Origin of the sequence: Desulfonatronovibrio magnus (assembly GCF_000934755.1) — a bacterium.
Classification (GTDB): domain Bacteria; phylum Desulfobacterota; class Desulfovibrionia; order Desulfovibrionales; family Desulfonatronovibrionaceae; genus Desulfonatronovibrio; species Desulfonatronovibrio magnus.
In genome coordinates this window covers 1-24,113 of record NZ_JYNP01000037.1, presented here as the reverse complement: position 1 = coordinate 24,113, position 24,113 = coordinate 1, and the positions used below count along the sequence as shown (strand labels likewise).

Annotated in this window: 15 protein-coding genes; 6 read left to right on the top strand and 9 right to left on the bottom strand. The window is 45.5% G+C overall.

All coding sequences use genetic code 11. The annotated features are described in order from the left end of the window. Positions 1–517: 517 nt before the first annotated feature. Entirely contained in the window at positions 518–1,849 is a 1,332-nt protein-coding gene (locus LZ23_RS05065) for an amidohydrolase family protein (RefSeq protein WP_045212152.1), read from the bottom strand. Between the two features lie 407 nt (positions 1,850–2,256). Then, positions 2,257–3,033 carry a hypothetical protein gene (locus LZ23_RS05060; protein WP_045212151.1) on the bottom strand — a complete coding sequence of 259 codons (777 nt, stop codon included), beginning with the start codon at positions 3,031–3,033 and terminating at the stop codon, positions 2,257–2,259. 244 nt (positions 3,034–3,277) lie between these two features. Between LZ23_RS05060 and LZ23_RS05055 the strand changes: the two genes are divergently transcribed. Continuing rightward, positions 3,278–3,787 carry a hypothetical protein gene (locus tag LZ23_RS05055; protein ID WP_045212150.1) on the top strand — a complete coding sequence of 170 codons (510 nt, stop codon included), beginning with the start codon at positions 3,278–3,280 and terminating at the stop codon, positions 3,785–3,787. Positions 3,788–4,334: 547 nt separating this feature from the next. On the opposite strand, the gene LZ23_RS05050 is transcribed toward LZ23_RS05055, so the two are convergent. Beyond that, on the bottom strand, positions 4,335–5,636 hold the full coding sequence (locus LZ23_RS05050) for a sigma-54 interaction domain-containing protein (protein ID WP_045212149.1): 1,302 nt from the start codon (positions 5,634–5,636) through the stop codon (positions 4,335–4,337). 329 nt (positions 5,637–5,965) lie between these two features. After that, a complete protein-coding gene (locus LZ23_RS05040; protein WP_045212146.1) occupies positions 5,966–11,518 on the bottom strand; it encodes a hypothetical protein in 5,553 nt (1,850 codons plus the stop codon). Positions 11,519–12,757: 1,239 nt separating this feature from the next. Between LZ23_RS05040 and LZ23_RS05030 the strand changes: the two genes are divergently transcribed. The 3 genes from LZ23_RS05030 to LZ23_RS05020 all read left to right on the top strand — a co-directional run bounded on the left by LZ23_RS05030 (position 12,758) and on the right by LZ23_RS05020 (position 17,036). Then, positions 12,758–13,333 carry a flavodoxin family protein gene (locus LZ23_RS05030; RefSeq protein ID WP_045212143.1) on the top strand — a complete coding sequence of 192 codons (576 nt, stop codon included), beginning with the start codon at positions 12,758–12,760 and terminating at the stop codon, positions 13,331–13,333. Between the two features lie 587 nt (positions 13,334–13,920). Next, positions 13,921–15,711 carry a PAS domain S-box protein gene (locus LZ23_RS05025; RefSeq protein ID WP_045212141.1) on the top strand — a complete coding sequence of 597 codons (1,791 nt, stop codon included), beginning with the start codon at positions 13,921–13,923 and terminating at the stop codon, positions 15,709–15,711. Positions 15,712–15,977: 266 nt separating this feature from the next. Further along, positions 15,978–17,036 carry a radical SAM protein gene (locus LZ23_RS05020; RefSeq protein ID WP_084590897.1) on the top strand — a complete coding sequence of 353 codons (1,059 nt, stop codon included), beginning with the start codon at positions 15,978–15,980 and terminating at the stop codon, positions 17,034–17,036. 2 nt (positions 17,037–17,038) lie between these two features. Here the strand turns inward: LZ23_RS05020 and amrS are convergent, their stop codons facing one another. The 3 genes from amrS to LZ23_RS22335 form a co-directional block, all read right to left on the bottom strand. After that, positions 17,039–18,202, bottom strand: a complete 1,164-nt coding sequence (gene amrS / locus LZ23_RS05015; protein ID WP_052507129.1) for an AmmeMemoRadiSam system radical SAM enzyme — start codon at positions 18,200–18,202, stop codon at positions 17,039–17,041. Position 18,203: 1 nt separating this feature from the next. Continuing rightward, positions 18,204–20,633, bottom strand: coding sequence for a fused MFS/spermidine synthase (locus LZ23_RS05010; protein ID WP_045212140.1), 2,430 nt, complete (start codon positions 20,631–20,633; stop codon positions 18,204–18,206). A 180-nt stretch (positions 20,634–20,813) separates the two neighbouring features. Then, on the bottom strand, positions 20,814–21,323 hold the full coding sequence (locus LZ23_RS22335; RefSeq protein ID WP_052507128.1) for a hypothetical protein: 510 nt from the start codon (positions 21,321–21,323) through the stop codon (positions 20,814–20,816). A 1,040-nt stretch (positions 21,324–22,363) separates the two neighbouring features. Between LZ23_RS22335 and LZ23_RS05000 the strand changes: the two genes are divergently transcribed. Then, positions 22,364–22,549, top strand: coding sequence for a hypothetical protein (locus tag LZ23_RS05000; protein WP_045212138.1), 186 nt, complete (start codon positions 22,364–22,366; stop codon positions 22,547–22,549). After that, entirely contained in the window at positions 22,549–22,854 is a 306-nt protein-coding gene (locus LZ23_RS04995) for a DUF2325 domain-containing protein (RefSeq protein ID WP_045212136.1), read from the top strand. Before LZ23_RS05000 ends, LZ23_RS04995 begins: the two co-directional genes overlap by 1 nt. A gap of 43 nt (positions 22,855–22,897) precedes the next feature. Here the strand turns inward: LZ23_RS04995 and LZ23_RS04990 are convergent, their stop codons facing one another. Further along, positions 22,898–23,320, bottom strand: a complete 423-nt coding sequence (locus LZ23_RS04990) for a DEAD/DEAH box helicase (protein ID WP_045212135.1) — start codon at positions 23,318–23,320, stop codon at positions 22,898–22,900. Next, positions 23,271–23,798, bottom strand: a complete 528-nt coding sequence (locus LZ23_RS04985; RefSeq protein ID WP_045212133.1) for a hypothetical protein — start codon at positions 23,796–23,798, stop codon at positions 23,271–23,273. Before LZ23_RS04985 ends, LZ23_RS04990 begins: the two co-directional genes overlap by 50 nt. Positions 23,799–24,113 lie beyond the last annotated feature (315 nt).

Genomic DNA, 24,113 nt, shown 5'->3' with positions numbered 1-24,113 from the left:
ATTCATGCACATTTGCCTGAAAAGTTCCGTCAAAGAAGGGAACTTTGCGTCTGGCACAGGGACTGTCCCTCGCTGTGTAAATTTTTCCATTGAAGCAAATTACTTCCAGGAACCAATAATGCAGCATCAACCTTTTTTATAGTACCTCGCGGGGACTGTCCCAATTTTCAGAAAAGTGACAGAGTCTTAAAGTTACTCACACGTTCGGTCCCGGGTCGCCCGGGACCGAACTTCTGAGCAACTTGAAATAGCCTTAACGCGTTAGGGATTGCCGCGCTCGCCCCAGTTGAATGGCTGCGCCAAAACTGGGTTTATTCTACGGGGTAAAAAGACTCGCTCGCAATGACACCTGAGCTGTCAGGGATGTAGTTGCTGGTATTTTAACCTTGAAAGAACAATCATGCTCAAGATACATATCCTGCAGCCTTCAGCCTTCAGCCTTCAGCCTTCAGTATAAAAACGGTTTCGCCCCAAATTAACGATTCTTGTTTAATTTTGGTTGCGGGCACAGCTCGCCTTAAGGATTAAGATTAAGACTTTTTCGAATGCCCTCGGCAATTTCACGAACTCTGTCCATGATTTCCTGTTCATCAACAGTGGTCATCCTGCGTCCGCGCATGACCACTTGACCGTTGATCAGAACCGTATCCACATCTGCTCCTGAAACACAATAGGCCAGGTGTGAATATTCGTCATACATGGGGGTTAAGTGCGGTTTGTTCATGTCAATAATACATATATCAGCCTTTTTACCTGGCTCTATAATGCCTGTTTGATTTTCCATGCCCAGAACTTTTGCTCCATCACACGTGGCCATGCGAACGACTTTTTCTGCAGGCATGACAGTAGGGTCAAGCAATGATGATTTTTCCAGTTTAGCAGCTGAATCCATTTCCTGAAACATGTCTAAGTTGTTATTGCTTGCGCAGCCGTCTGTGCCAAGTCCCACTGTGATGCCCCTGTGCAGCATGGCTGAGATTGGCGCTACTCCGGAAGCCAGCTTCATGTTGCTCTCAGGATTGTGCACAACCTTACAGCCATGATCAGTAAATAAACGCATGTCATCATCATCAAATACGACACAATGAAAAGCAAAAAATCTCTCATTTAGCATGCCCATTTCTTCTAAGAATGATGTAGCTCTTGTTCCAAGCTTTTCCTTTATCTGTCTGGCTTCATTTTTGTTTTCCAGAAGGTGCGTGGACAAAGGCACCTGATATCTGTTAGACATATCACTGGCAGCCTTCAAAAGATCAGGGGAACAGGTATAGAGGGAGTGCGGCTCAACCATAACGTTTATAAGAGGGTCGTCTGCCCATTTCAAGATGAGTTTTTCGGTATATTCCAGCCCTTCTTCCGGTGTTTTGGCGTTGGGGGAGGGAAAATCAAAGAGCACTTCTCCTATGAGGCAGCGCATGCCTGCCTGTTTGGCAGCTCTCGCTGTTTCATCCTCAAATATATACATATCTGAAAAAGTAGTGGTTCCTGACTTGATCATCTCAACGCAAGCCAGAAGGCTGCCCCAGTATGCAAGATCCTGACTGACATTTCGCGCTTCTGCCGGAAAAATGTAGTTGTTGAGCCAGTCCATAAGTTCCATGTCATCGGCAATCCCCCTGAAGCAGGTCATGGCTGCGTGGGTATGGGCGTTGATCAGTCCGGGCATGATCAGTGAGCCGGGCAGATCAATAATCTGATCCGCACTGTAGGACTGAGTTATCGTGTCCTGGCTGCCCACGGCAATGATCCTGTCCCCATCAATGGCTACTGCCCCGTTTTTGAACTTATTACTGTTTTTATCCATGGTCAGGACAGTACCACCGGTCACCAGGGTATCAATACGCTTCATTACTGTTTCCTTAATTTGTTTAAGTTGCAATTGGTGATAACTTTCTGCGGCCATTTGGATAAGCTGAATTTTGCAGCAGCAAAATTATCAGAAACTGCCACGGGACATACCTACAGCACAAAAGAATGTTCTTACGTAGAGATGCAGTAAAACGCCGTGGAAAAGAGTTTTGTCGGCTCTGGTGGGTTGAAACTCTGTAACTCTATCAAAGTTAGATTTAAAGTATCTGTTTAGCGCTTTGGATGTGGCATGGCTTCCTGCCCGGAGGCATACAGCCCGGAGGGGGACTGGCTCTTCCAGGAACACACTTATCCCAAAAAAAGCGCCATTTTGAGCACAAATTGATGCTCAAGTGGGTCCCGGAGTACCTGACCCTGCTTTCCTTAAAAGCGCTAAACAGATACGATTTAAAAAAAGGGGTCATCTAAGAAGCTGGGTTCAGGATCGAGAATTTCCATTACTCTTTTTTTCAGACGGTATGAAAAAACATTTCTGTCCACCATGGACTGCAGTCGATCATCTATCATCTCTAAGGGGGCAAGTCTTAGAAAGTCCAGTATAGCTGAAATCCATTGACGGGTTGTGTTGTTGGAAACAGTGTTCTCAAGATCTGAAAGCAGTATCTCAAGAAGTTCTTGATTATTTTCCTGGCTCCGGAAATGTCTTAAAATTTCAACCTTAAATTTGGCTTGTTTTAAAGTTTTTGGAGGTCCCTGCTCATTTAAAAGATTGACAAGTGCTTCTCCTGCCTTTTTATTGCGCTGCATTGTAAGTGCGCCAAGAGTGCCGATTGCTTTTTCTCTTTTTGCACTGCTGGATGAGTAAAGATCCTGGAGGTAACGTTCTACAGGCATATTTTCAAAGTCTATCTGCTGTATATCATGGATAATCTGGTTTTCATCAACAAATAAACTATTAAAATTCGAAGGTTCAGAATCAAACACAGAGTTATCAAACTCTGCAATATCAATTGCTTCGATAGGAGAGAAATCAGGACAGCCCTCGCATTTGAAATCAAAGCTCTTTTTCTTGATTAGAGAGTGACAATTTTCAAAATTAAACTCTAAGATTTCATCGAGGTAGGGTTCAAATTCAGGGTCCAGAAGGCAGATGCCCATATGAGTCGGGCCCTGACCGTCAGGCAGACAATGCGTACAATCTATACATTCAGGGGGTTGGCTCATGGTTTACTCCTTCATTTTAGATCTTGCCATTATGCTTATTAATCCTGAAAAAGGCAAATGATTTTTGAACGTGATGGAATATGAATGAAGGGACGTTAAGTTTTCTTGCTCTTTATGGAGCTTTAGCTTAAATGACATCTATTCATTCAATCGGGGTTGAATAGCTCCAAGAAGCCGGCCCACAGGGCATGCAACGAAAATAGTTCTGGAAGCAGGCACAACCTTAAACACCCTGGAGGCTGTCATGGTTAAAAAAATTTTCCTTTTTGCATTGTTTTTGTTCTTGTCTTTGAGCAGTGCCAATGCTGCTGATTTTTCATCGGCGGATGTAGAAAAATTTATCAAGACATATGAGGAAATGATGCCCTATTTTGATGAACTTGATGACATGGATGTATTTGAAGATGATTTTGGATTTGATTTAGCGTCCATTCAGCAGGGTTTTATGGATGCATTTGCTCATAATGATTCTTTGAAGAATATCATAAATAAGCATGGCTACTCATCCGTGGAACAATTTTCAGAGAACAGTGCCCAAATTATCAGAGCCTACATTGGCTATTCGGCTCAAGATGGATTTAAAGAATTTGAAGAATCCATATCCCAGATGAGTCCGGCAGAACAACAGGCTTTTGAAAACTCTCCATTTTATCAGGCGATCATGTCTACAAAAGAAGCAATAGCAGACATCCCTGAGGACAACATTGCTGCCATTGAGCCGTATATACCTCAGTTAGACAACCTTTTTGAATAGCGGTTCGTCTATCCAAGGTCATTAGGGGTTTTGAAAATGAACCGTTTTCTGTCAGTATTTATTCTGGTTTTTTTGGTGGGTTCTCTGATATACAGCACCTATTCCTTTTCGCAGGGAAGATTTCTGGAGGGAATGTCTGTATTTCCTGCACTGGTTGCATGTTATTTTTTTGTCATGATATGGCAAAAAAAACAAAATGATGATGAATAATTACAGAGCTGGAAGCTTCAAGCTGCAGCTTGACTTATATTCTAAGGCGAGCTTTGCCCGCAACCCAATTTAACAAATGATCGTTAAGTTGGGGCGATAACCATAATTTTCAGGCTGAAGGCTGAAGGCTGAAGAATAAGGGTATTGGGTATTATTGCTCTTGTCAGGGTAAAAAATTTTTCTTGTTTTTTTCTACAGGATTGAGGCAGTAAGTTACTAAACAATCAAGGCCTTGAGGCCAGTGCTGGATATATGACCGCAGCCAGGATGCAGGAAAAATGGTGCTGCAAATTACGATCAAAAAGGCCTTGTAATTCCTGCTGGCATAGTAAGGTTATCAGCCATCACTTTCAAAGAGTCTTTTCATTTTTTTACGCAAACCTTCCCTGCTGATGCCAAGAAGTCTGGCTGCCTGAGTCTTGTTGCCCCGGCTGAATTTGAGTGCCTTTTCAACTAGATGCTTTTCAGATTCCACCAGGCTTTGGACAAGTGCTGCAGGCTCGCTTGCCGCAGTATTGGTCTGTTCAGCTGTTTTATTCTCAAAGCTGTAGTCATCTCTGGAAAATGGTTCCAGTCCGGAAGGGTCTGAGCATCTGATACCTTCAGAAAGATCTTCCAGCCTGATGGTCGTGGAGTAAGACAATGCTACCAGTCGCTCCACCTCGTTTTCCAGCTCGCGTACATTACCCGGCCAGGAATAGTTGAGCAAAACGTTCATGGCCTCTGCACTAATCTTCATGGGAGTTCTGCTCATATTCTTACAATGCATATCAATAAATTTTTTTACCAGCAAAGGAATATCTTCCATACGCTCGCGCAGAGGCGGCAAGTTTAAAGATATGACGTTGAGTCTAAAAAAAAGGTCGCTGCGGAAAGTTCCAGAGGCAGACTCTGTTTTGAGCTCTCTATTGGTAGCGGCAACTATCCTTATTTCCACAGGAATGGATTTCTTGCCCCCGACCCTGACTATTTCGCGCTCTTCAATGGCCCTCAAAATCTTGGCCTGACAGGAGAAAGGCATTTCACCAATTTCGTCCAGAAAGACCGTTCCTCCCTGAGCCTGTTCCAACAGCCCCTTGCGCATGGCCACCCCGGTAGCCACACCCTTTTCAATGCCAAAAAGCTCGCTTTCAAAGAGGTTTTCCGGAACCGCAGAGCAGTTGACAGCAACAAAAGGACCCGGACCTCGAAAAGAATTATAGTGCAGGGCTTTGGCTATCAGTTCCTTCCCTGTTCCTGTCTCTCCTGTAATGAGCACATTGGCAGAGGTGTCTGCAACCCGTTCCACTTGATCCAGCACCTTTCTCATTTCAGGGTTTTGAGCGATGATGCTTTTGGATGAAAAACGATCTCGCAGACCCATTTTAAGACCGGCGTTTTCTTTAAGCAGCTGCTTTTTGGCCTGTTGCAACTCTTTGAGCATTTCCTCCATACGATACTCTCTGGCTTCCACCTTGACCAGCATCATTCCAAATGACTCGGCCAGCTTTGCTATGCTCTCCGGGTAGATTTTCTGCCTGGTCATCTCAAACAGTTCATCTGCAGGTTCAAATCTGTTCCAAGCCAGATCATGACAGATTCGATCCATTTTTTTCAGCAGCTGGTCAACTTCCGGAGTCAAAATATTTTTCTTACTCATAGTGTGCTCTTTTACAAGGAGGCATGAAAAGTTTTTCAGGAATATCGCGAGTCTTTGACATCCTTATTTGCAACAGTTCAGTCCATTTTCAGGAAAGCAGGAGGCATGCAATCCGGGACCCGTTTGAGCATCAACAGATGTTTTTAAACGTTATCTTTTTGAGGGAAGATAAATTGCAAAAAACTGACACTACTGTGACATATTATGTAAGCTTGAAGGGGACTGGCTCTTTTGCCGCCGTGCAGTCCAACAGTTTCATGTATAGAGGTCGGCAAAAGTGCCTGTCCCCGGAGGCCGAGGCAATAATTAAATAAAATGTCGCTGTAGTGCTAAAAACCTGCAGATGCAGCATGCATCAACAGTTCATCAATGGTCCCAAGATGAATAATTTCCTGATGTTCTGATGGATTGTAATAAAGAAGTTGTCCCTCATAGCCGGCAAGATATACTCCTGCATCAGGATAATATCTATAATACACTTTATCTTCGTGAATGACAATTCTTCCTTGCTCAGGAAACAAATCTGGAAGAATTGACTCAGCCCAGTCCATTATACGGGAGGCCCTGTTGTGTATTTCCGCACCATCCAGCACTACCCGGGCAATATCCATGTCCGGAGCCAGAAGGGACGGCCCGCTGTATACAGGCCCCGGATCATATCCAAGGGTGTCGCGGGGTATGGATACGCGCACAGAATAGCCATCTGCTCTGCCATTGATGCTGAAATATTTTGTTATCAATTCTGCAGAGTTGGATTGCTGACTTACCACCTGCCGCACACTGTCCACTACTTTTTCCTGATCATCCAGAAGCTCCACAAGAAGCTCTCCTGATCTCTTTACGGGATGGTTATTCTTTACTGCAATATCAACTTTGATGGATCCATCCTGACCACTTGCTCCATGAATGGAAGGGGTCAGGGCTGTAAGCCTGAATGGATTGATGGAAACGCTGTGATATATAACTGTATCTAAGGCATCAACCCCTTGAATTTCCAGAGCATAGCTCCGTCTGTGATTGTAGGTTGGATCACTGCTCTCATCCACATTTTCTACAAACTCATAATTGTGGGCCTGCAGAGGTTCCAGGGAGAAAGGATCACTTTTTTTGATGACTCTGTCATTTTCAGTAACAACCACTACAGCTTCAGGAATCCTGACATAGTTCATGTTGCGCACCCGCACTCTGGTATGCCGGGTGTTAGGCTCTGGTCTCCAGATGGAGGCCTTTACAATTCTGACATCGGCAATACCCACAGTAGTTGAAGCTGTTTTGGAAGAAAGACCAATATCCTTGCCGTTAAGTGGTTTGACGCGAATGCTGAAATTATGTTTTACAAGTGGATCAGGCACTGGATATTTACCAGTCAAAATAATGCTCTCACCTGGTAGAAGTAAATCGCTGAAGGTCATGGTATTAACTACCTCGCCTCGAACATTCATAACTTCCAGAATCAGTCCATTGCAAAGCACAGTGCCAAAGTTGGAAACAATAAAATCAAAATGATGGTCAGTCCCGGGCTGCTGAGGAGCAAAATGCATTAAAATGGCATTTTCCGCCAATGCCAGATCAATGGAAGGGGTTACATCCGCTACCACGAGATCACTATTGCTGCGTCGGTATTGTTGACTGGATATATCAAAGCTTAGCACACGGTAGGTCAACACTGCAGAACCGTCATCGGCCATGAATCCCTGAGGGGCTTCAACCCGCCTCCCGGATTTTGTCAGGGGCACTGGTTGTCCCCATTGACCATGATCGCCCCTGTCTATATAGAAAGATGCCACCGCTTCAGCGTTGAGCTGCATATCGCTGTCAGTCCACAAAATTGCACGGACCTGACCATCTGCATCAAGCATCAGGTCATATTCGTCAGTTATCGCTTCTACATGTTTGCCAAACACACGTTCTGTCCTGGCTTTACCTTGAAAAATATCTTTCTGGTAATATATATCATGGTCCTGGAACCAGAATAAGGCCGCGGTGTTCTGGTGTCCTGCAAAAACAGGATGTCCGGTAATGTCAGGTTTGGCAACCACATCCCTGCTGATTCCGGATCGATAAAGTTTTAGAACCCGATCATCAATGGTACGCAGGTCACCATCAGAGTCTATGACAACAGCAGCCACTGGCGTGCTGCCGTCCATGGCTGCAGCATAGGCAACAACCGCGTGCTCTGTTGCCTGCATGACTACTTCTGAATTACGCCAGCCCCATCCATCGTACACACTGGCAACAATCTCGTTAAGCCCTGTGTTGCGAAAATAATTGTAATCGCTGTTTCGCAGATAGAAAAGCCCGAGATGTTCTCCGTCTGATGCCAGACGGGGATTGCTTTCGTACATTTCAGGCAGTGAAGTGACATGATCCCTGAAACCCCAACCAGGAATATAGCGCGCTACATGTACCTGACTGTGTCTGCACATTTCCTCAAGCATGCTGTCGGACAGTTCAATTTTTTTATTGATGTTCTGCCATGCCACAAAAAGTTGTCCTTTGTGGACCACTGCATGAAAAGACACATCACTGGTGCCCTGATCCAGAACATGTCTTGGTCGTTCATCAAATTTTCCTCCCACCCAGCGCACCATATACATGAGGGCTGACCTGTTGGCAGCATCACGCTGGGGATCATCGTCTATCCACAATAAAATCTCTCGATTGCCAAAACGCAACAAACGGGGTTCCGTTCCATCAAGGACATTGCGGATGACAACCTGCTCTTTGACCGGACCCAGCCTCGGAGGCGCATCCTCATATCCCAACCATTGAGGGATATCAGTGGAGCGAACTGAAGGTTTGTAGGCAGCCATATCAAAAATATCAGCTGACTGATTTTTTTCCAGAGTCAGGGCTTGGGGATTTGCCGTGTGATTGGAGTAAAGCTGCCAGGTATCCTCTGCAATAACTTTTTCATAGTGCAGAAAGGAGTTGACAACAATCCTGAATTCAGCACCGAGATGCAAATCAACCTTAAAAAGATCGCTAACTGGTCTATATTCAATAGGGATGTCCCCCTTGCCGGCTATACTGACGGAAGCAACTCCTTTCATTCCAACTCCACCCTCCAATTCAAGATTGGGAGTAAAAGTAAAAATGATATTGCTGAACAGTTCTTCCATCTTGCGCATTGCGGAGTGGTACTCAAATTCAGCCTTGACCTCTGCACCAACGGTCCCAGAGATAAAGCAGGGAACTATAACCACAACAAAAGGTCTGGTATGGGTCAGAGAGCCTGATCCGAAAATATATCCCCCGCCGTCAATTACCTCAAAGTCTCCATGTTCATCCTTGCTGAATTTCACAAACCCCATGGCGCTTACCTCGGCGTTCCAGGTTGTTGTATTCTGCATGGGCTGAGGCCTGACACCCCACTCCTGCAACTTGCGTAAGGCCTGAGTGTAATTTTTGCCTGCTTCTTTCATATCGCTGATAACTTTGGATGGAGTGACAAGTTTTCCATCTTCAAATCCATCTTTAAGTCCAAAAAAAAGGATTAGCTTGTTATCTTCATAAACCAGGTTGACCGACACAGGCAGAATTTCTATGCCAACAGTAGATTTGTCAAAAAATGGGACCTGATCGCCAACCTGGAATGCTTCAGTAGACGGCAACGTATTCATGGGGTCCGGCCAGTCGGGATTGTCGCGTATACGCAGGCCCAGGGGTACGGCAAATGTTCTTAAATCGGTCTCAATGATGGCGAAAACAGGCCTGTTGGCAACAAACTGCATCCCAGGGGTTAGTAAACTAAAGTCTGCACTGGAGCTGAATATTGCTTTGTCACCCTGCTGAATGCGATACCCGGTTATATTCCATCCGGGATTGTTTACATCCAGCACAAGGCGGGCTGTATTTTTTTTGTGACGCATAAAATCTACAGGTTCGGTAAGAAGGTCAAACTCTTCAATGGAGCCATGAGGCATCAGGCGGGCAGCCACAACTTCAGGAAGGGGCTGATCTTTGCGGGCCAGGGTCAGGTTCAGGGTATAATGATCATTTTCTGGAACAAATTGACTCCAGTCCAGCTGGCGGGTCATGTAATCTATTGAAGAGTCAGGCCTGGTAAACAGGCTGAAAAAACGCATCTGGGTGCTGTTGAGGATGAATGTTACATGGCCGGATTCGTCTGTAGGCCCTTGCACGCCATACGGACTGGCGTAATAGACTCCGGAAACTGGTTTACCACTGAAATGGTCATGCACAGTAATGGTAACCGTATACTCCTGCTCGGGTGCAGCCTCCTCTTCACCTGATAAAAACAGGGCGCTCGAGGCATGAAGACGTGTACCTGAAATATCTGAGGCAATGCGGGTGGTCATACCCATGACGGGCTGATCTGCAGTAATTTCAATCAGTCCCTGAAAAGGAGCTTTTTCCGCGGGAAGGGTCAAAACAGTGCTTGCCCTGCCAGCCATTTCAATGGATTTTTGCCCCGAGGGCTGGCCTTGGAGATCCATAAGCACAATGGTGCAGGTGATCGGGGCGGATCCGGGGTTAATCAGATTCAGGATGGTTTCTTCCTCATGGGTTGAAACTCCAGTTAGAAGAAGACGCGTTGAAGCATCCATCCAGGTCGGAGCCTGGGCTGCAGTAAGCACACGTGGCTGTGCTGAATCGTGCTCGTTGTAACCAAACATCCAATATGCACTGCCACCGAGGGTCAAATCCTGAACCCGCACCCTGACCATCCCTCCCTTGGAAAGGTCCATCCCGGCATCCTGTAAATTCCATTCACTGGTCTGGAAAGCAGGTGCATTAAGCTGCAGTGTCTGCACCAGGTTGCCATCAGGAAGATGATGGTCCAGCCAGAGAATGTGATCAGCAGCGTCTCCGTTGAAATACCCAAGCCGGGACCAGAAGCCCTCTTCATGCGCTATCAGCAGCGGCAAAAACCATTCATTGCCAATCTCATTTAAAGTGCCGCGCCTGAGTGCAGTCCCGGATGCGTCACCCTTTAATGAATCACCTCGAAGCATCCACCCGGCTAGTACATCTTCTCCTTCTGAACCTTTGCCGAGAAGAATAAGACTGGCACTCAATCCTGCGAGAGGGTCCATTGTTCCGGCTATATAAGCTGTCAGTTCAGCTCCACTGAAGCCTTTACTGGTCATATCAACAATTTCTGTTAAAAAATCATCTTGAGGATGGAGCATGATTTGAGCATATGGGGCAAGATTTTGAGCAACCTGAGCAGACAAAACCTCATCATCACCCTGAATATTTATCCATATATCCATAGGAAATGGACTGATATTCGCAGCAACTACAAAAGGTTGCCAGGCTGTAACAACTATGTCTTCCTGTATGAAGCGTTCCACAAAAACACGTTGATGCGGGTCCGTAACCGGCACTGAAAGCAAAACATTTTCACCACCACCCACAGGCCGGTAGCCAATGGACACTGTATTTAACGCATTCGGACCATGATCTTCATCACTATAGATGCGTATGGCTGTCACTTTTGAAAGAAAAGGAAGGTCAAAAAGTTCATCCAAGCCAAACACCACTGCTGAGTCCGGGCTAACATCAATTTTTTTACCGCCTTTAACCAGAGACTCATCTCCCGGATCCGGAACCTGTCGGCCATCATGATTAAAACCCTGAACAAAATAAGTCTGAGGACGGTCACTTCCATTGGCTATCTCCACAAATGTCTGCCAATATTCGCTTTGCACAACCAATGGGACAAAAAGTTCACGGCCTGAATAAAATACCTTACCTGTGCTTGGAAAAACCTCCTCCATTACAGCATACGTTCGATTATCTGCACCACTTACAAATTGTGAAGCTGCTGCATAATTATGCGAAAAAACAATAAGAGAAGCATTAACTATAAACAAAGTGAAAACCAAATAAACATACCTGAAATAATGATTCATTACTTTTTCCTCTTGACAGGCAGATTATGAAGCCTCAATTTTTCCCACGACAGTGCCTGTCCCCGGGGGGGAGGCAATAATTTAATAAAATGTCGCTGTAGTTTTATACAGTTTCCTTTTATCACAAGTTCATGCAGTCTTCACATGCGCTCAGAACAGCAGACTGATCTTGTGCTCACAGAGCATGAGGATAACTAAAAAACTATTGCCAGCACGTATGGCTAACTCTGGTCATGCTGGCGCAAAACATCACCTGTCTCCTGCAGTGTTCAACGCAGTCACCGCGGACCAGCACAGGGGTACAAAGGGCACAATCTGCGTATGTGCCGCATTTACTGGCCAGCATTTCAGCAAATGTTTCCCTGCAGCATTGAGAACATTGAGTATCGTAGCTTTCGCATCCATCAAGGCACTCAACAAGATTAGTATAAGCCTCGCCAGCCATTGCCGGCGAACCCATTAATAGGCACAAAAAGAAAAAAATTGAACAAATAGCAAATTTCCTTAGCATGACCAGACCTCCTGTAGTACTGTTTGCAATATTTAGCTTTACCCAAGATATATGTATAGCGCTTTTTTGTAATGTTGAGTATTTTATCGTAAAGCACAACTCATGCCAATTAAAAAAAAACGTAATAGCTTGATCATTTTTCTGCAAAGCAGGGGCAGGTGCTCCGGCACTCGCGTGAGCGATAACCCGTGTTTTAACGTGCCATTTATGAGGCAGGTGGGGCTCCAGCAAGAGCCAGTACTGTGCCACAACCAAAAGTCTAAGGAGGGCTGTGCCCACAACCCAGTTTAAACAAGAATCGTTAAGTTGGGGTGATAACCGTACTTTTGAGACTGAAGGCTGAAGGCTGAAGAATATGGTTCCTGGGCATTATTGCTCTTTCAAGTTTAAAAAACTTTCTTGTTATTTTCTACAGGATTGAAACGGTAAGTTACTAAACTGTCACAAAAAACGTTGTCCAGTCATGTTGCCATAAGTATCAGCCGGATCATGCCTGGGATTTGCGCCAATATAGTTGTCATCTGCCTGTTTTGTTGTCACTTGAAAAAGAAAGTGCTCAGGCGAGGATTAAGACTGAGCACTGGGCAATGGGACTGTCCATCGCCAGGTATGATCTGAGATAGAAGTAATATTTTATTTCCGGAAAAATAATGTAATTATTCAACATGTTACGAATTTTCAGAGATTAAAATTCTTTAAATGTAGCTACAAAAAAGGAGGTTATTGTAATGAAGGTCGCAGCATTTAATGGAAGCGCCAGAAAAGATGGCAATACCGCCAGCCTGTTAAGGCATGTTCTGCATCGTCTTGAACGAGAAGGAATTTCCACAGAGCTTGTGCAGCTTGGAGGCAGGCACCTTCAGGGATGTATTGCATGTTACAAATGTTTTCAGAACCAGGACAGGCACTGCTCTGTCACCAAAGACATGCTCAATGAGTGTATTGACAAGATGCTTGAGGCTGACGGCATCATTATGGGATCCCCGACTTATTTCGCCAATGTCAGCACAAATATAAAATCCCTGATAGACAGGTCCGGGCTGGTAGCCAAAGCCAATAACGATATGTTTGCCCGAAAGACAGGAGCTGCAGTAGTAGCTGTCCGCAGGGCCGGTGCCATTCATGTTTTTAACTCCATCAATCATTTTTATTTTATCAGTCAGATGGTGGTGCCTGGCTCAACTTACTGGAACATAGGGCAGGGGCTTAACCCGGGAGATGTGGAAAAGGATGATGAGGGCTTAAAGACCATGGACAACTTAGGTAAAAATATGGCGTGGCTTATGAAAAGACTATATAATTAAGCGTACAGTCAAGGCCGTTTTTAAGCCAGGCAGGAATCAGGCACACCGGGACCCACTGAACATCCAAGCCAGTGTATCAAAAAATAAAAAAAGCTTGACAGGTTTCTGGTCATATTTCTACTAATCCAGTAGCAAATCGATGGGCATTGAAACTTGAAAAATGAAAATGAGCTAAGGACGACACCCCTATATTTATATGAAGCTTTAAAAATATCATAATAAAAAAAGTTATCTGCTTATTGCCAACAGCAATTTTCCGTTATAAGGCTTAGAAATCAAACAGAATTATTCTGGACAACCTTAAGAAATCTTTGAGTAATATCTTAACAAACTTCATGAGTACAGCACATATTCTTTACTGGACAAGGAATTGCTTCAGCTGACTCATAAACAACACTAATGGCTTGGTCCAGGGACTTTTTATTTTGCAAAGGCCTCAGGGGACAGTCAGGCACTCAATCCAAGTGCCCTGTTAATTTGGGCAAGAGATTTGTTTCTGATGCGCTCAGCGTCGGAATGTTCCCTGCTTATCTCAAAAATCCAACTGTTACTTTTACTAATTTTTACACCTAAAGAGGCGAGATAACATGGCAACAACATTAGGCAAACGCGTTTTATTTTTTCGTACACTTTGTGGGATTTCACAAAAAGAACTTGCGGCAAGGCTCGGGATTACCATCCAGCATATGAGCAGGATAGAGCGCTGCAAATCAGATCCATCCTTAGAAATTCTCAGAAAAATTTCCAAAGAGCTTAATATTGATTTATGTTCACTGTTTATGTTTTCATCTTCATTAATGAACGATATTCCGGAAGAAAAGTATGCTCCAGAGCATTATACACCACCGGTAAGAACGGGTGCTGTATTCATTAATAAGCAGTCTGGGCGCATGAAATGGTCTAATAAGATGTATGTGCTTCTGGGCTTTGAGCCATTTACCATCAGTTCAAAACTGAATCATCTGTTGAAGAATTTTCATCAGGATGACCAGCAGAAAGTCAGGGAATTTATTGATCAGACTTCCTCTGATACCAAGCCAGAAGCTATATTTGTCCGTTACTGTAAAAAGGGTAGAGAACGAGTGTTCAACTTGTCTTTTGACGAGAGTGATCAAGACACTATTGTCAGTGTTACTGATGTTACAGACCTGTTTTTTTACTTGGATTATTTCAATCATGAAAGAAAAAAAATTGAAGACTACGTCGCTCAAATAAACCAGGAACGCGCTGCATTGTCTGAAAAATATGAAGAAATGTCAGCTAATGAAAACAATCTGATCCAAAGCCTGGAAAATTATGAATCAATTGTCAGAGCTTCCCAGTACCCACAGGCTTTTATCAGCACCGACCTGAAGCATCAGGCCGCGAATAATTCTTATTGCAGGATGATGGGAGCGACTGTTAAAAATATCGTTGGCCAGGATTTTGAGGAAATATGCAAAACAAAGTTTGGAAATTTCAATTACCATAAGAAGATTGAGCCCTGGACCAGGGCTGCACTCCAGGGAAAACATATTTACCATCAGGAGTGGTTTACGTTTGCTGATGATGATTTAAGGTACATGAGCATAAAGTTGTCACCCGCGTTCAAAAATGATGAAGTAACAGGGCTGGTTTTTTTGCTCAATGACATGACCAGGATGAAAGAAACTGAAGAGCTTTACGACAGTCTCGTTAATACTTCCAATGATATGATACTTAAATTAGGTCCGGATAACAGGGTCGTATTTGTTAACTCTGTGGTGGAGAATGTTCTGGGTTATAGAACTGCCGAGGTGCTTGGTTGTTCTGTCCTTGATTTTGTTGTTTCGGATAGTCGGGACAAGCTTCAGGCCTACTATGACCAAGTATCTTTGGGCATGAAGCTGCAAATTGAAGTTGATATGCTGCACAGAAGCGGAAAGGTTGTTCCTGGATGGATATCTCTTTCGCCCATATTGAATGAAAACGGTGTTTACAATGGTTCTATTGTTATGGCCATGGACATATCCCGTTTGAAGCAGGCAGAAAAGGAATTAAGCCTTAAAACCGAAATGCTCAATGCATTTTTTCAGGCCTCAAGGGATTTAATTTTCCTTGGAAACAGCACAGATGGAGTGCTTGAAATTAATAAAGCCTGGAAAAAGCTGCTTGGGCATGAAAAATCACAAATAAGAGGTAAGAAATTTTTGGATATTATCCACCCTGATGACCTGCAGGCAACTCATGATACTATAGAAAAAATCAAAGAAGGCATTGAAGGAACTCATTTTGTCAATCGTCTGCAAACAGCTGCCGGGGACTACAGAACTATAGAGTGGAACGCCATGCCCATGGAGGGCAATGCAAACCTGACCTGCGGAATTGGCAGAGACATAACCGACAGAAAAGCAGATTAAATGAGCTTCGCTGTGCACTTCCGCACTTTTGAAAATAAGGAGCATTACGCGTTTCTAATATGGGCCGTGCCCACAACCTGAATGGAAAGAAATACTTTGCCGAAACCTGGGGCATTCCCCTATTGACTTTTAAACGCGTATTGCTCCCTGAAAAAATGGCAGATCTAAAGGAGTAAACCCTGGATCAACCCTGCCAGGGAGGCGGTGAACTGTTTTTCATTTATCCAGGATGAGACAGACCGCTGATTCTGTGGAGGTTAAGAATAATGAATACCACGCGCAGAAATTTTTTAAAGACCCTTTGCCTGACTTCGGGATCGCTTTTGTTCAGCAGTCAGGTTCTTGCCGGAAAACCAGCAGCCGATGCCAAAAACTGGGAGCCGGCATATGCCATGCTGGCGCGGCAGAGTACTCTTAAGTCCAGGGTGGAGCAGGCCATGGACAAAATGAAAAAGTGCGACCTGTGTCCTCATAAGTGCGGAGTTGACCGGCTTAATGGACAACTGGGATTTTGTCAGGCCCCGGCAAGGGCAGTGGTGCACAGTGCTGGTCCTCATTTTGGAGAGGAGCTCCCCCTTGTGGGACGCGGAGGATCAGGGACCATCTTTTTTTCCAACTGCAATTTAAGGTGCGTGTTCTGCCAGAACTGGCCCATAGCCCATGAAGGACGGGGAAGGGAAGTCAGTGAAGAGCAGTTGGCAGATATGATGCTGGATCTGCAGCGCAGACGCTGTCATAATATCAACCTGGTCACCCCGACTCATGTCATGCCCAACATTCTCAAGGCAGTGATGATAGCCCGTGAAAAAGGATTGCGTCTGCCCCTGTGTTACAACACCGGAGGGTATGAACTTGTGGAAAATATCAGGCTGCTGGATGGCATTGTCGATATTTATCTGCCAGACTTGAAGTTCATGGACCCGGATGAATCGGCAAAGTATGTGCTTGAGGGGGCGGGGGATTATCCGAAACACGCTCAGCAGTCCATCCTTGAAATGTACAGACAGACCGGAAACCTGGTTACTGACAGGAGTGGGATCGCCCTCAGAGGGTTGATGGTCAGACATCTTGTCATGCCCAACAGGGTGGCCGGAACAAGAGAATTTGTGTTGTGGATGGCGGATAATCTGCCTGCAGATACTTATGTGAATATCATGTCTCAGTACCGGGTGGAACATATGGCTTTTGAGTATGAGAGGATTTCCAGAGCCATAAACTCAAGAGAGTTTGTTGAAGCCATAGACTGGGCCATTGAGGCCGGACTGACCAATCTTGATGAAAGATCCATGTCCCAGTATATGATTCATAAACGTCTGGTAAGCTGACCTTAAGCCCAGATGCCGGGGATCTTGTGTCCGCAATGATCACATTGTCCATTGCTGATCTCCACCCTGTCCACGATAAATCCCAGGCGGGTGATGATCCTGGCTTTGCATCCCGGACAGAACGTGCTTTCAGCTTCATGTCCGGTGACCTTGGCTATGTAAACATAGTTTATGCCTGCCTCCATGGCTTTTTCCCTGGCCATTTCCAGAGTGGATACAGGTGTTCTGGGTAGACCTGACAACCTGTACAGGGGATAAAACCTGGCAAAGTGCAAGGGTGTATCAGGGCCGAGTTCCCTGACTATCCATTTGCACATTTCCGCAATTTCTGCGGGCGAGTCATTAATGCCCGGAATGACAATGGTGGTCACTTCTACGTGAATGCCTGACTTTTTCATCAAGAGCAGGGTGTTCAGCACATTACTTAACTCTCCTCCTACATATCTGCGATAAAAATCAGCATTGAATCCTTTAAGATCCACATTGGCAGCATCCATTGCCTGACAAATGTACGTCAGAGGCTTTTCCTTGATATAAGCTGCAGTATGAACAAGGTTGAGCAGGCCTGCTTCCATAGCCAGTTCAGCCATCTCCATCATGTATTCAAAAAAAACAACTGGTTCGCCAAAGGCATAGCTCATGGATCTGAGCCCTGCTGCTTTGGCCTGTTCAATGACCTGATCAGGAGGCATGTGGTAAGCATGTATATCTTCAGGCCTTACCAGGGCCATGTCCCACACCTGGCAGAATTTGCACCTGAGATTGCAGCCTGCAGTAGACACAGACAAGGCTCTGGATCCGGGCACCACATGAAAAAAAGGCTTTCTCTCCACAGGGTCCTGCTGGATCAGGGCCGGATTAGAATGGGCCAGGGTATACAGCTTACCGTTTCGGTTCTCGCGTACCCTGCAGAGTGACCTTTCACCCTGTTCCAGAAGACATTCATTGGGGCACAACAGGCATCTGGCTTTTTGCCCATCTTCCTGTTCATACCAGCTGGCTTCAACAGGACTGGTAAAGCCCTTGCCTCCGCCTGTGCTGTCCGGGTTGCCGGCGTGAGAGGCCGACGTCCTCATTGCAGGCATTCCTGTCAGACATAAGGCGCCTGCACCGACTGTGCAGGTCTTGAGAAAATCCTTTCTTGATAACAAATATTTCTTTGGCATACTATCTCCTGGTGATGAAAATTGAACAACAGGCAGCACAGCTGGAAAGAGCCGCCAACATGAAACAGGCGTGTATACCCAGCACCGGCGCTGCTGCTACTCCAGCCACAAGAGCTCCTGCACATGCACCACCCAGCTCAGTGGCGTAGACCCTTCCTGCTGATTTTTCCGCTGTATTTCCAAGGCTCATATAGCAGGCTGCAGTCAGGGGAAAGTCAATTCCGTTGATAAAGCCTGCGCTTAGAGTAAGCAGGGAGAAGACAGAGAAAATTACTGCCGGGCTGTGCATGCCTGCAGTCACAGGAATGATGAGCGCCATGAGAGCGGAAGCAGCAGCCATGAGCAGCTGAATCCGTCCCAGAATGGTCAGGCTGGATTTATTCTTGATTTTCTGGCTGGCTGCGTAAGCACCAGCTGCCAGCCCGGTCATGAACATGGCAATAATCAGCCCCACTGTTTCGTATATAAAACCATATATGCTCTGAAATGAAAAAATCAAGGCTACCTGCATGACCATGGTGGAAAATCCTGTACTGAAAGCAGTAAACAGGACTGCAAAACGCAGACCCGGCAGGGAGTGCTTTCCCGGCTTAAGCATTTTCAGTCCGGCCACAATGACAACAGGAAAAAGAATAACCGGAAAAAACCACCAGAACTGGACCTGGAGCAAATGGGCAAGGGTCCGGCTTTGTCCTGACCGGGTCACTTCATCCCAGAACATGAGGGTGTAGAAGTAAACAATGGGCCTGAAATCTGAGTTGATAAAGTATCTGCTGTCTGGCGGTGGAAGCCTGTGCTCGGCCTCTTTCTGAACTGCAACCGGTTCAGGATTTACAGGAACAGGGGAGGGACCTTGAAGATGGGCAAGGCTTGAGCGGCCATGATTGCGAATGGTCCAGTTCACTCTTCTGAGCTGGGAGTCTTCCAGCAGAAGATGAAAATGAAGTCCGGAAAACCCCTGGGCCTGAATGCTGCGATTCTCAAAGCGGTTTCTCAGCAGCGCAGGGTCGTGGGAAATTTGTCCCGGCTGATCAGTGGCAAAATAAAAAAGAAAACTGTCTCCCACGGGCAAAACTTTCTCAAAAACCGATGCAAGGGTATGGTAAACTGCTGCATTGCGATTGGCTACGGACCTGGAGCGTAAGTCATGTGTACTCATGAGCCCTGTTGCCAGAACTCCGCCTGGTCTTAAAATCCTTTTGGCCTCATCATAAAACTCTCTGGTATAAAATCTGTTGAGTACAGAAGTTGCCGGGTCCGGAGCATCCACAATGATCAGGTCATAGCTGCCCCGGGCCTGCTTGACATACAGCCTGGCATCAGAATGAACCATGTTCACCCTGGGATCATTTACTGCATCCACTGTTGCTGGTGGGGCGCGTTTTAAGGCAGATCTGGTCAGCACCGGGTCCAGCTCAACATAGCTGACCTCAGCCACTGGATGCTTGAGTATTTCCGCCAGTACTCCTCTGAGTCCCCCTCCAATGAGCAGGACTTTTTCAGGGGAAGGGTGCTGGGTCATGGCAAAGTGAGCAAGAACAACAGCTTCCTGCTCTTCAAATCCCGGTACCAGGGTTTCAGGCCCGGCCGTGGAGAACATGAGATGCCCGCTCTGAAAAAAACTGTATTGATCCTTGCGTTTGAGCACTGCAATACTGCCATGTTTGGATTGCAGAATTTCCTGCAGTTCATGCTCAGGGGTCAGGCGCTGCCATTTTTTTGTCCAGGCATGCTCATCAATGAAGATCATGGCAGGCATAAGCAAGACGGCTGTTAATGGAAGAACCAGCCACGCTTTCCTGCTGCCTGAAAATGGTGAAAGTACTGTATTGTTTCGGGAAGAAGCCATAATCCAGACCGGCAGGAGCATGGCTGCCATGACAAGAACAGCTGTTTGAAAGGAGTTCAGGACATGGACAAGAATGAAAGTGAAGATAAGCCCGCCCAGCATGTTGCCTGCAGCTTCAACAATATAAACCTTGGAAGCGCCTGAAGTGTCGTGCTTCTGATCCAGTTCCCGCCATACCCTGGACAGAATTACAAACTGCGCTCCCAGCAGGATGCCTATAATGCTTATGGCCAAAAATGAGGACTGGATCATTTCCCACAGGGACAGATAAGTGCCTGGGGCAACATCAAGGATTTGTCTCAGGGACCTGCAGACATAGATTGTCAAAGGCAGGCAGATAAAGGCAGTTAGTGTGCTGGCTTTGAGCAAGGCAACAGGCTTGGCAAACCTGTGAATTATTCTGGCAGCAGCACTGCTGCCCACACCTACCCAGACCATCCATGCACAGAGGATGGTTCCGATGGAAAGCTCGTTTCCATGAAAGACCATCAGCAGTTCACGCAGGATCAGGACCTGAGAGACTTGTGAAGCCATGCCCAGAGCAAGGCAGGCGAAAATGCAGGGATGCCTTAAATCTTTCATGTTATTTTGTAAGCGCTTTATTCGGGTGTGTTCAGGAAGGAATGTGTCAGGAACGGGATAATACGGAAAGGTCCGATAAAGTGAAGTTGCACAACCTAAATAGTTAGCCCGCAAAGCGCACGACTATAGTCAATTTCATGGGGAAAGCAAGGCTGCGCAGGATTTGAACCGAAATAAGAATCAGGCGGCCAGTTGCTGTTTAATTATTGACACGTCAAGCGCAACCTGATGAATACGTTCCTTGAGATTATCGTGCTCTTCCCGTCGGACAAAGGCCCTGGTGAGTTCATCAAGGCGCCGGTTGTTAGTATCAATCCTGTCAGTATTCTTCATAATTTCCATTTTCAGCTCAGCCCTGGTCTCATCAATGCGCGCCGTTAATTCACTCTTAACCCCATCAATACGCTTGTTGGTCTCATCAATGCGCGCTGTTAATTCACTCTTAAACTCATCAATACGCTTGTTGGTCTCATCAATGCGCGCTGTTAATTCACTCTTAACCTCATCAATACGCTTGTTAGTCTCATCAATACGCCTGCTTTGATCAGCCAGGTGAAGGTTTACATCGTCCAGTCTTTTATTTGTCATGTCCAGGGTGGCCTTAACGCCAGCAATATCGTCCCTGATGCTCTTAAATTCGGGCATCATCCATTCCTGTATAACAGAACGTACAGCATCCTTTATGTCCATGGTTATCTCCTTCATGCAAGATTGTTTCTGTTTGACGCTTACAAGTAACTAAAACCAAATAAGCAATAAATTCAAAGTATTATGGTTTTGCCATACAGATTACTTCGGTCGCTTAGGTTCCCTCGTGGGTGACAAGTTTTCAGCAACTACATCCCTGACAGCTCAGCTGTCATTGCGAGCGAGTCTTCGAGCGCGGCAATCCTTGTTGCGAGCGAAGCGAAGCAATCTCGTGTTAAGGCTGATTTTTTAGTTACTCACACGTTCGGTCCCGGGCCGCCCGGGTAAAGCGCTTTTAAGGAAAATGGTGTTCAAGACTTCGGGACCTGTGCTTGAGCATCAATTTGAGTTCAAAATAACTCATTCCTGGGACAAGTAGGTCTCGGAAAAGTCAAGCCAAATGCCATATCCAAAGTGATAGGCAGATACGCAAATTTTATTTGTAAAATATCAGATGATTCTTAATAGGGCAAGAAATAAACATCATCATTTCGAGTGGTTAGACTACATGCTTGTCTAATCATACAAGACGCAAAAGGGTCAAGTAAATTCAGGGTGTTACGCGAGAGCTTTTGTGATTGTTGATAATATCCAGGTTAAAAAAATATCCACCCACAGGTAAAAAAAATGAGTATTTTGCCAAGGGTCACGGCAACTGATAAACACAAATGGCTTGCTACGCAACCACTTTGATGTTGATGTTCTTTTTCGCCTCGCACAAAGTAGCCCAGCCGTTGGACGCTGGGATATGCAGCGAGGGTGTGGGAACAAATAACTACCCTCGATCCCAGGCAGGAGCCAGGGATCGTTTTGGTCTTGCGGCTCCTGCTGCTTCTTAAACATGTGGCTGGAGCCTGGGAACAAGAGCAAATATAATGCAATTTGTAAGTATTTGATTTTATAGCCAATATGATTCCAGTTAGTTAGAAGATTTGTTAAAGTTTGCAGCAAATTCAATATTTTTCCAACAAAATGTTGACATTAAAACAGGATGAAGATAATGATACTGAAAATCAAAAGCGCTAAGCGTAAAGGAGAAAAAAATGACCACCAGAACAAGTTTGAGTGGGTTGAACCACAAGTCATGTCAACACCTCAGGGATGAAATTCAGCAAACAGCAAATAGTAATATTGAAACCATGGAAGAGTATACCAGGTTGATTCGTCTGGTTAGAACAGGCTTTTCCAGAAAGCATAAACTTTATCCGGATAAAAACAAGGAGGAGTAATGACTGCAGCATTAATTGGAGGTATGGACAGGCTTCAGCCTCACTACCAGAAAACTGCGAAAAAGGCCGGCTATAAGCTCAAGATGTTTACTGGAACTGAAAACACCATTAACGAGCGTATAGGCAATATTGATCTTTTAATAATTTTTACAGGAAAAGTATCTCACAGCGCCCGTAAAATTGCTCTCAACGCGGCCAGGGCTGAGAATATCCCAGTATTGATGTGCCACTCATGCGGAGTCTCAACATTAAAGGAGTGTCTTGAAAACAAGACATGCCCATATAAAGATGTCAATTCCCAGTAAAAAGATTCAATTGGAAAATATTTTTCCGGCTTTGTCCGGATCTTTAACTATTGTGATCCCGGATAAGTTCAAGCATATCCTCCAGAGTAAGCTTTGAGCCGGTATCAGTGCCTTCGAGCAGGCTTGTGGCCAGGTCACGCTTGTGGGTATGCAGGGCCAGAATCTTTTCCTCTATGGTGTTTCTGGTCACAAGTCTGTAAATGGTCACAGGACGGGTCTGTCCTATTCGATGAGCGCGGTCCGAAGCCTGATCTTCAACTGCTGGATTCCACCAGGGGTCTAAATGGATTACATAGTCTGCAGCCGTGAGATTCAGGCCGAATCCCCCAGCCTTGAGGCTGATGAGAAAAAGGTTTCCTTCCCCGGCTTGAAACGCATTGACAGCGGTGTGTCTTTTTTTTGCAGGCGTGGAACCGTCAAGATACTGGTACTTGACTTTTTTCTGGTCCAGATACTGACGCGTCAAACGCAAATGGTCCACAAACTGGCTTGATCAGTTCTGTTAAAGGGGGGTATTTGTCCAGCTTTTTGGAATCTTTCAGGGTTTGCAGAGGTTTTTTCTTACCGAATTTATGTAGGATCAGTGCTGCCTCGCGAGCAAACCAGACAAAACCGTTTTCATTTGCTGTGTTGAAGTGCATATTCAGTTGACTCAAAGTATTGGAAGAAACATCCTGCCCTGTCCAGTGAGTTCCGAGAGCACGTACAAGTTCAAAAAGAGATTCTTTGCGATAAGTCAGCATGTTGCCAGTCAGTGAACTATCCTTAAGTGGAATTTTTCCCATAATAGTCTGGGCAATTTCTAAGAGCAAACTCTGGCTGTCAGCAAAAAGAGAATAATTTTTTTTCTTGTTTAGAAAATTGAGCTGAGGCTGAAGAAGATCATGCATCTCTGCATGGTCCCGGGCCATCGCTGCCATGGTGTAGAAGATGCCCGCAATCATAGTTGCTTGTAAGCTCATCACCCGGGCGGACCGGGACCGAACGTGTGAGTAACTAAAAAATCAACCTTAACACGAGATTGCTTCGCTTCGCTCGCAACAAGGATTGCCGCGCTCGCCCCAGTTGAATGGCTGCGCCTACACTGCGTGTATTCAACGAGGTAAAAAGACTCGCTCGCAATGACAGCTGAGCTGTCAGGGATGTAGTTGCTGAAAACTTGTCACCCACGAGGGAGCCTAAGCGACCGAAGTAATCTGTATGGCAAAACCATAATACTTTGAATTTATTACTTATTTGGTTTTAGTTACTTAGAAGCT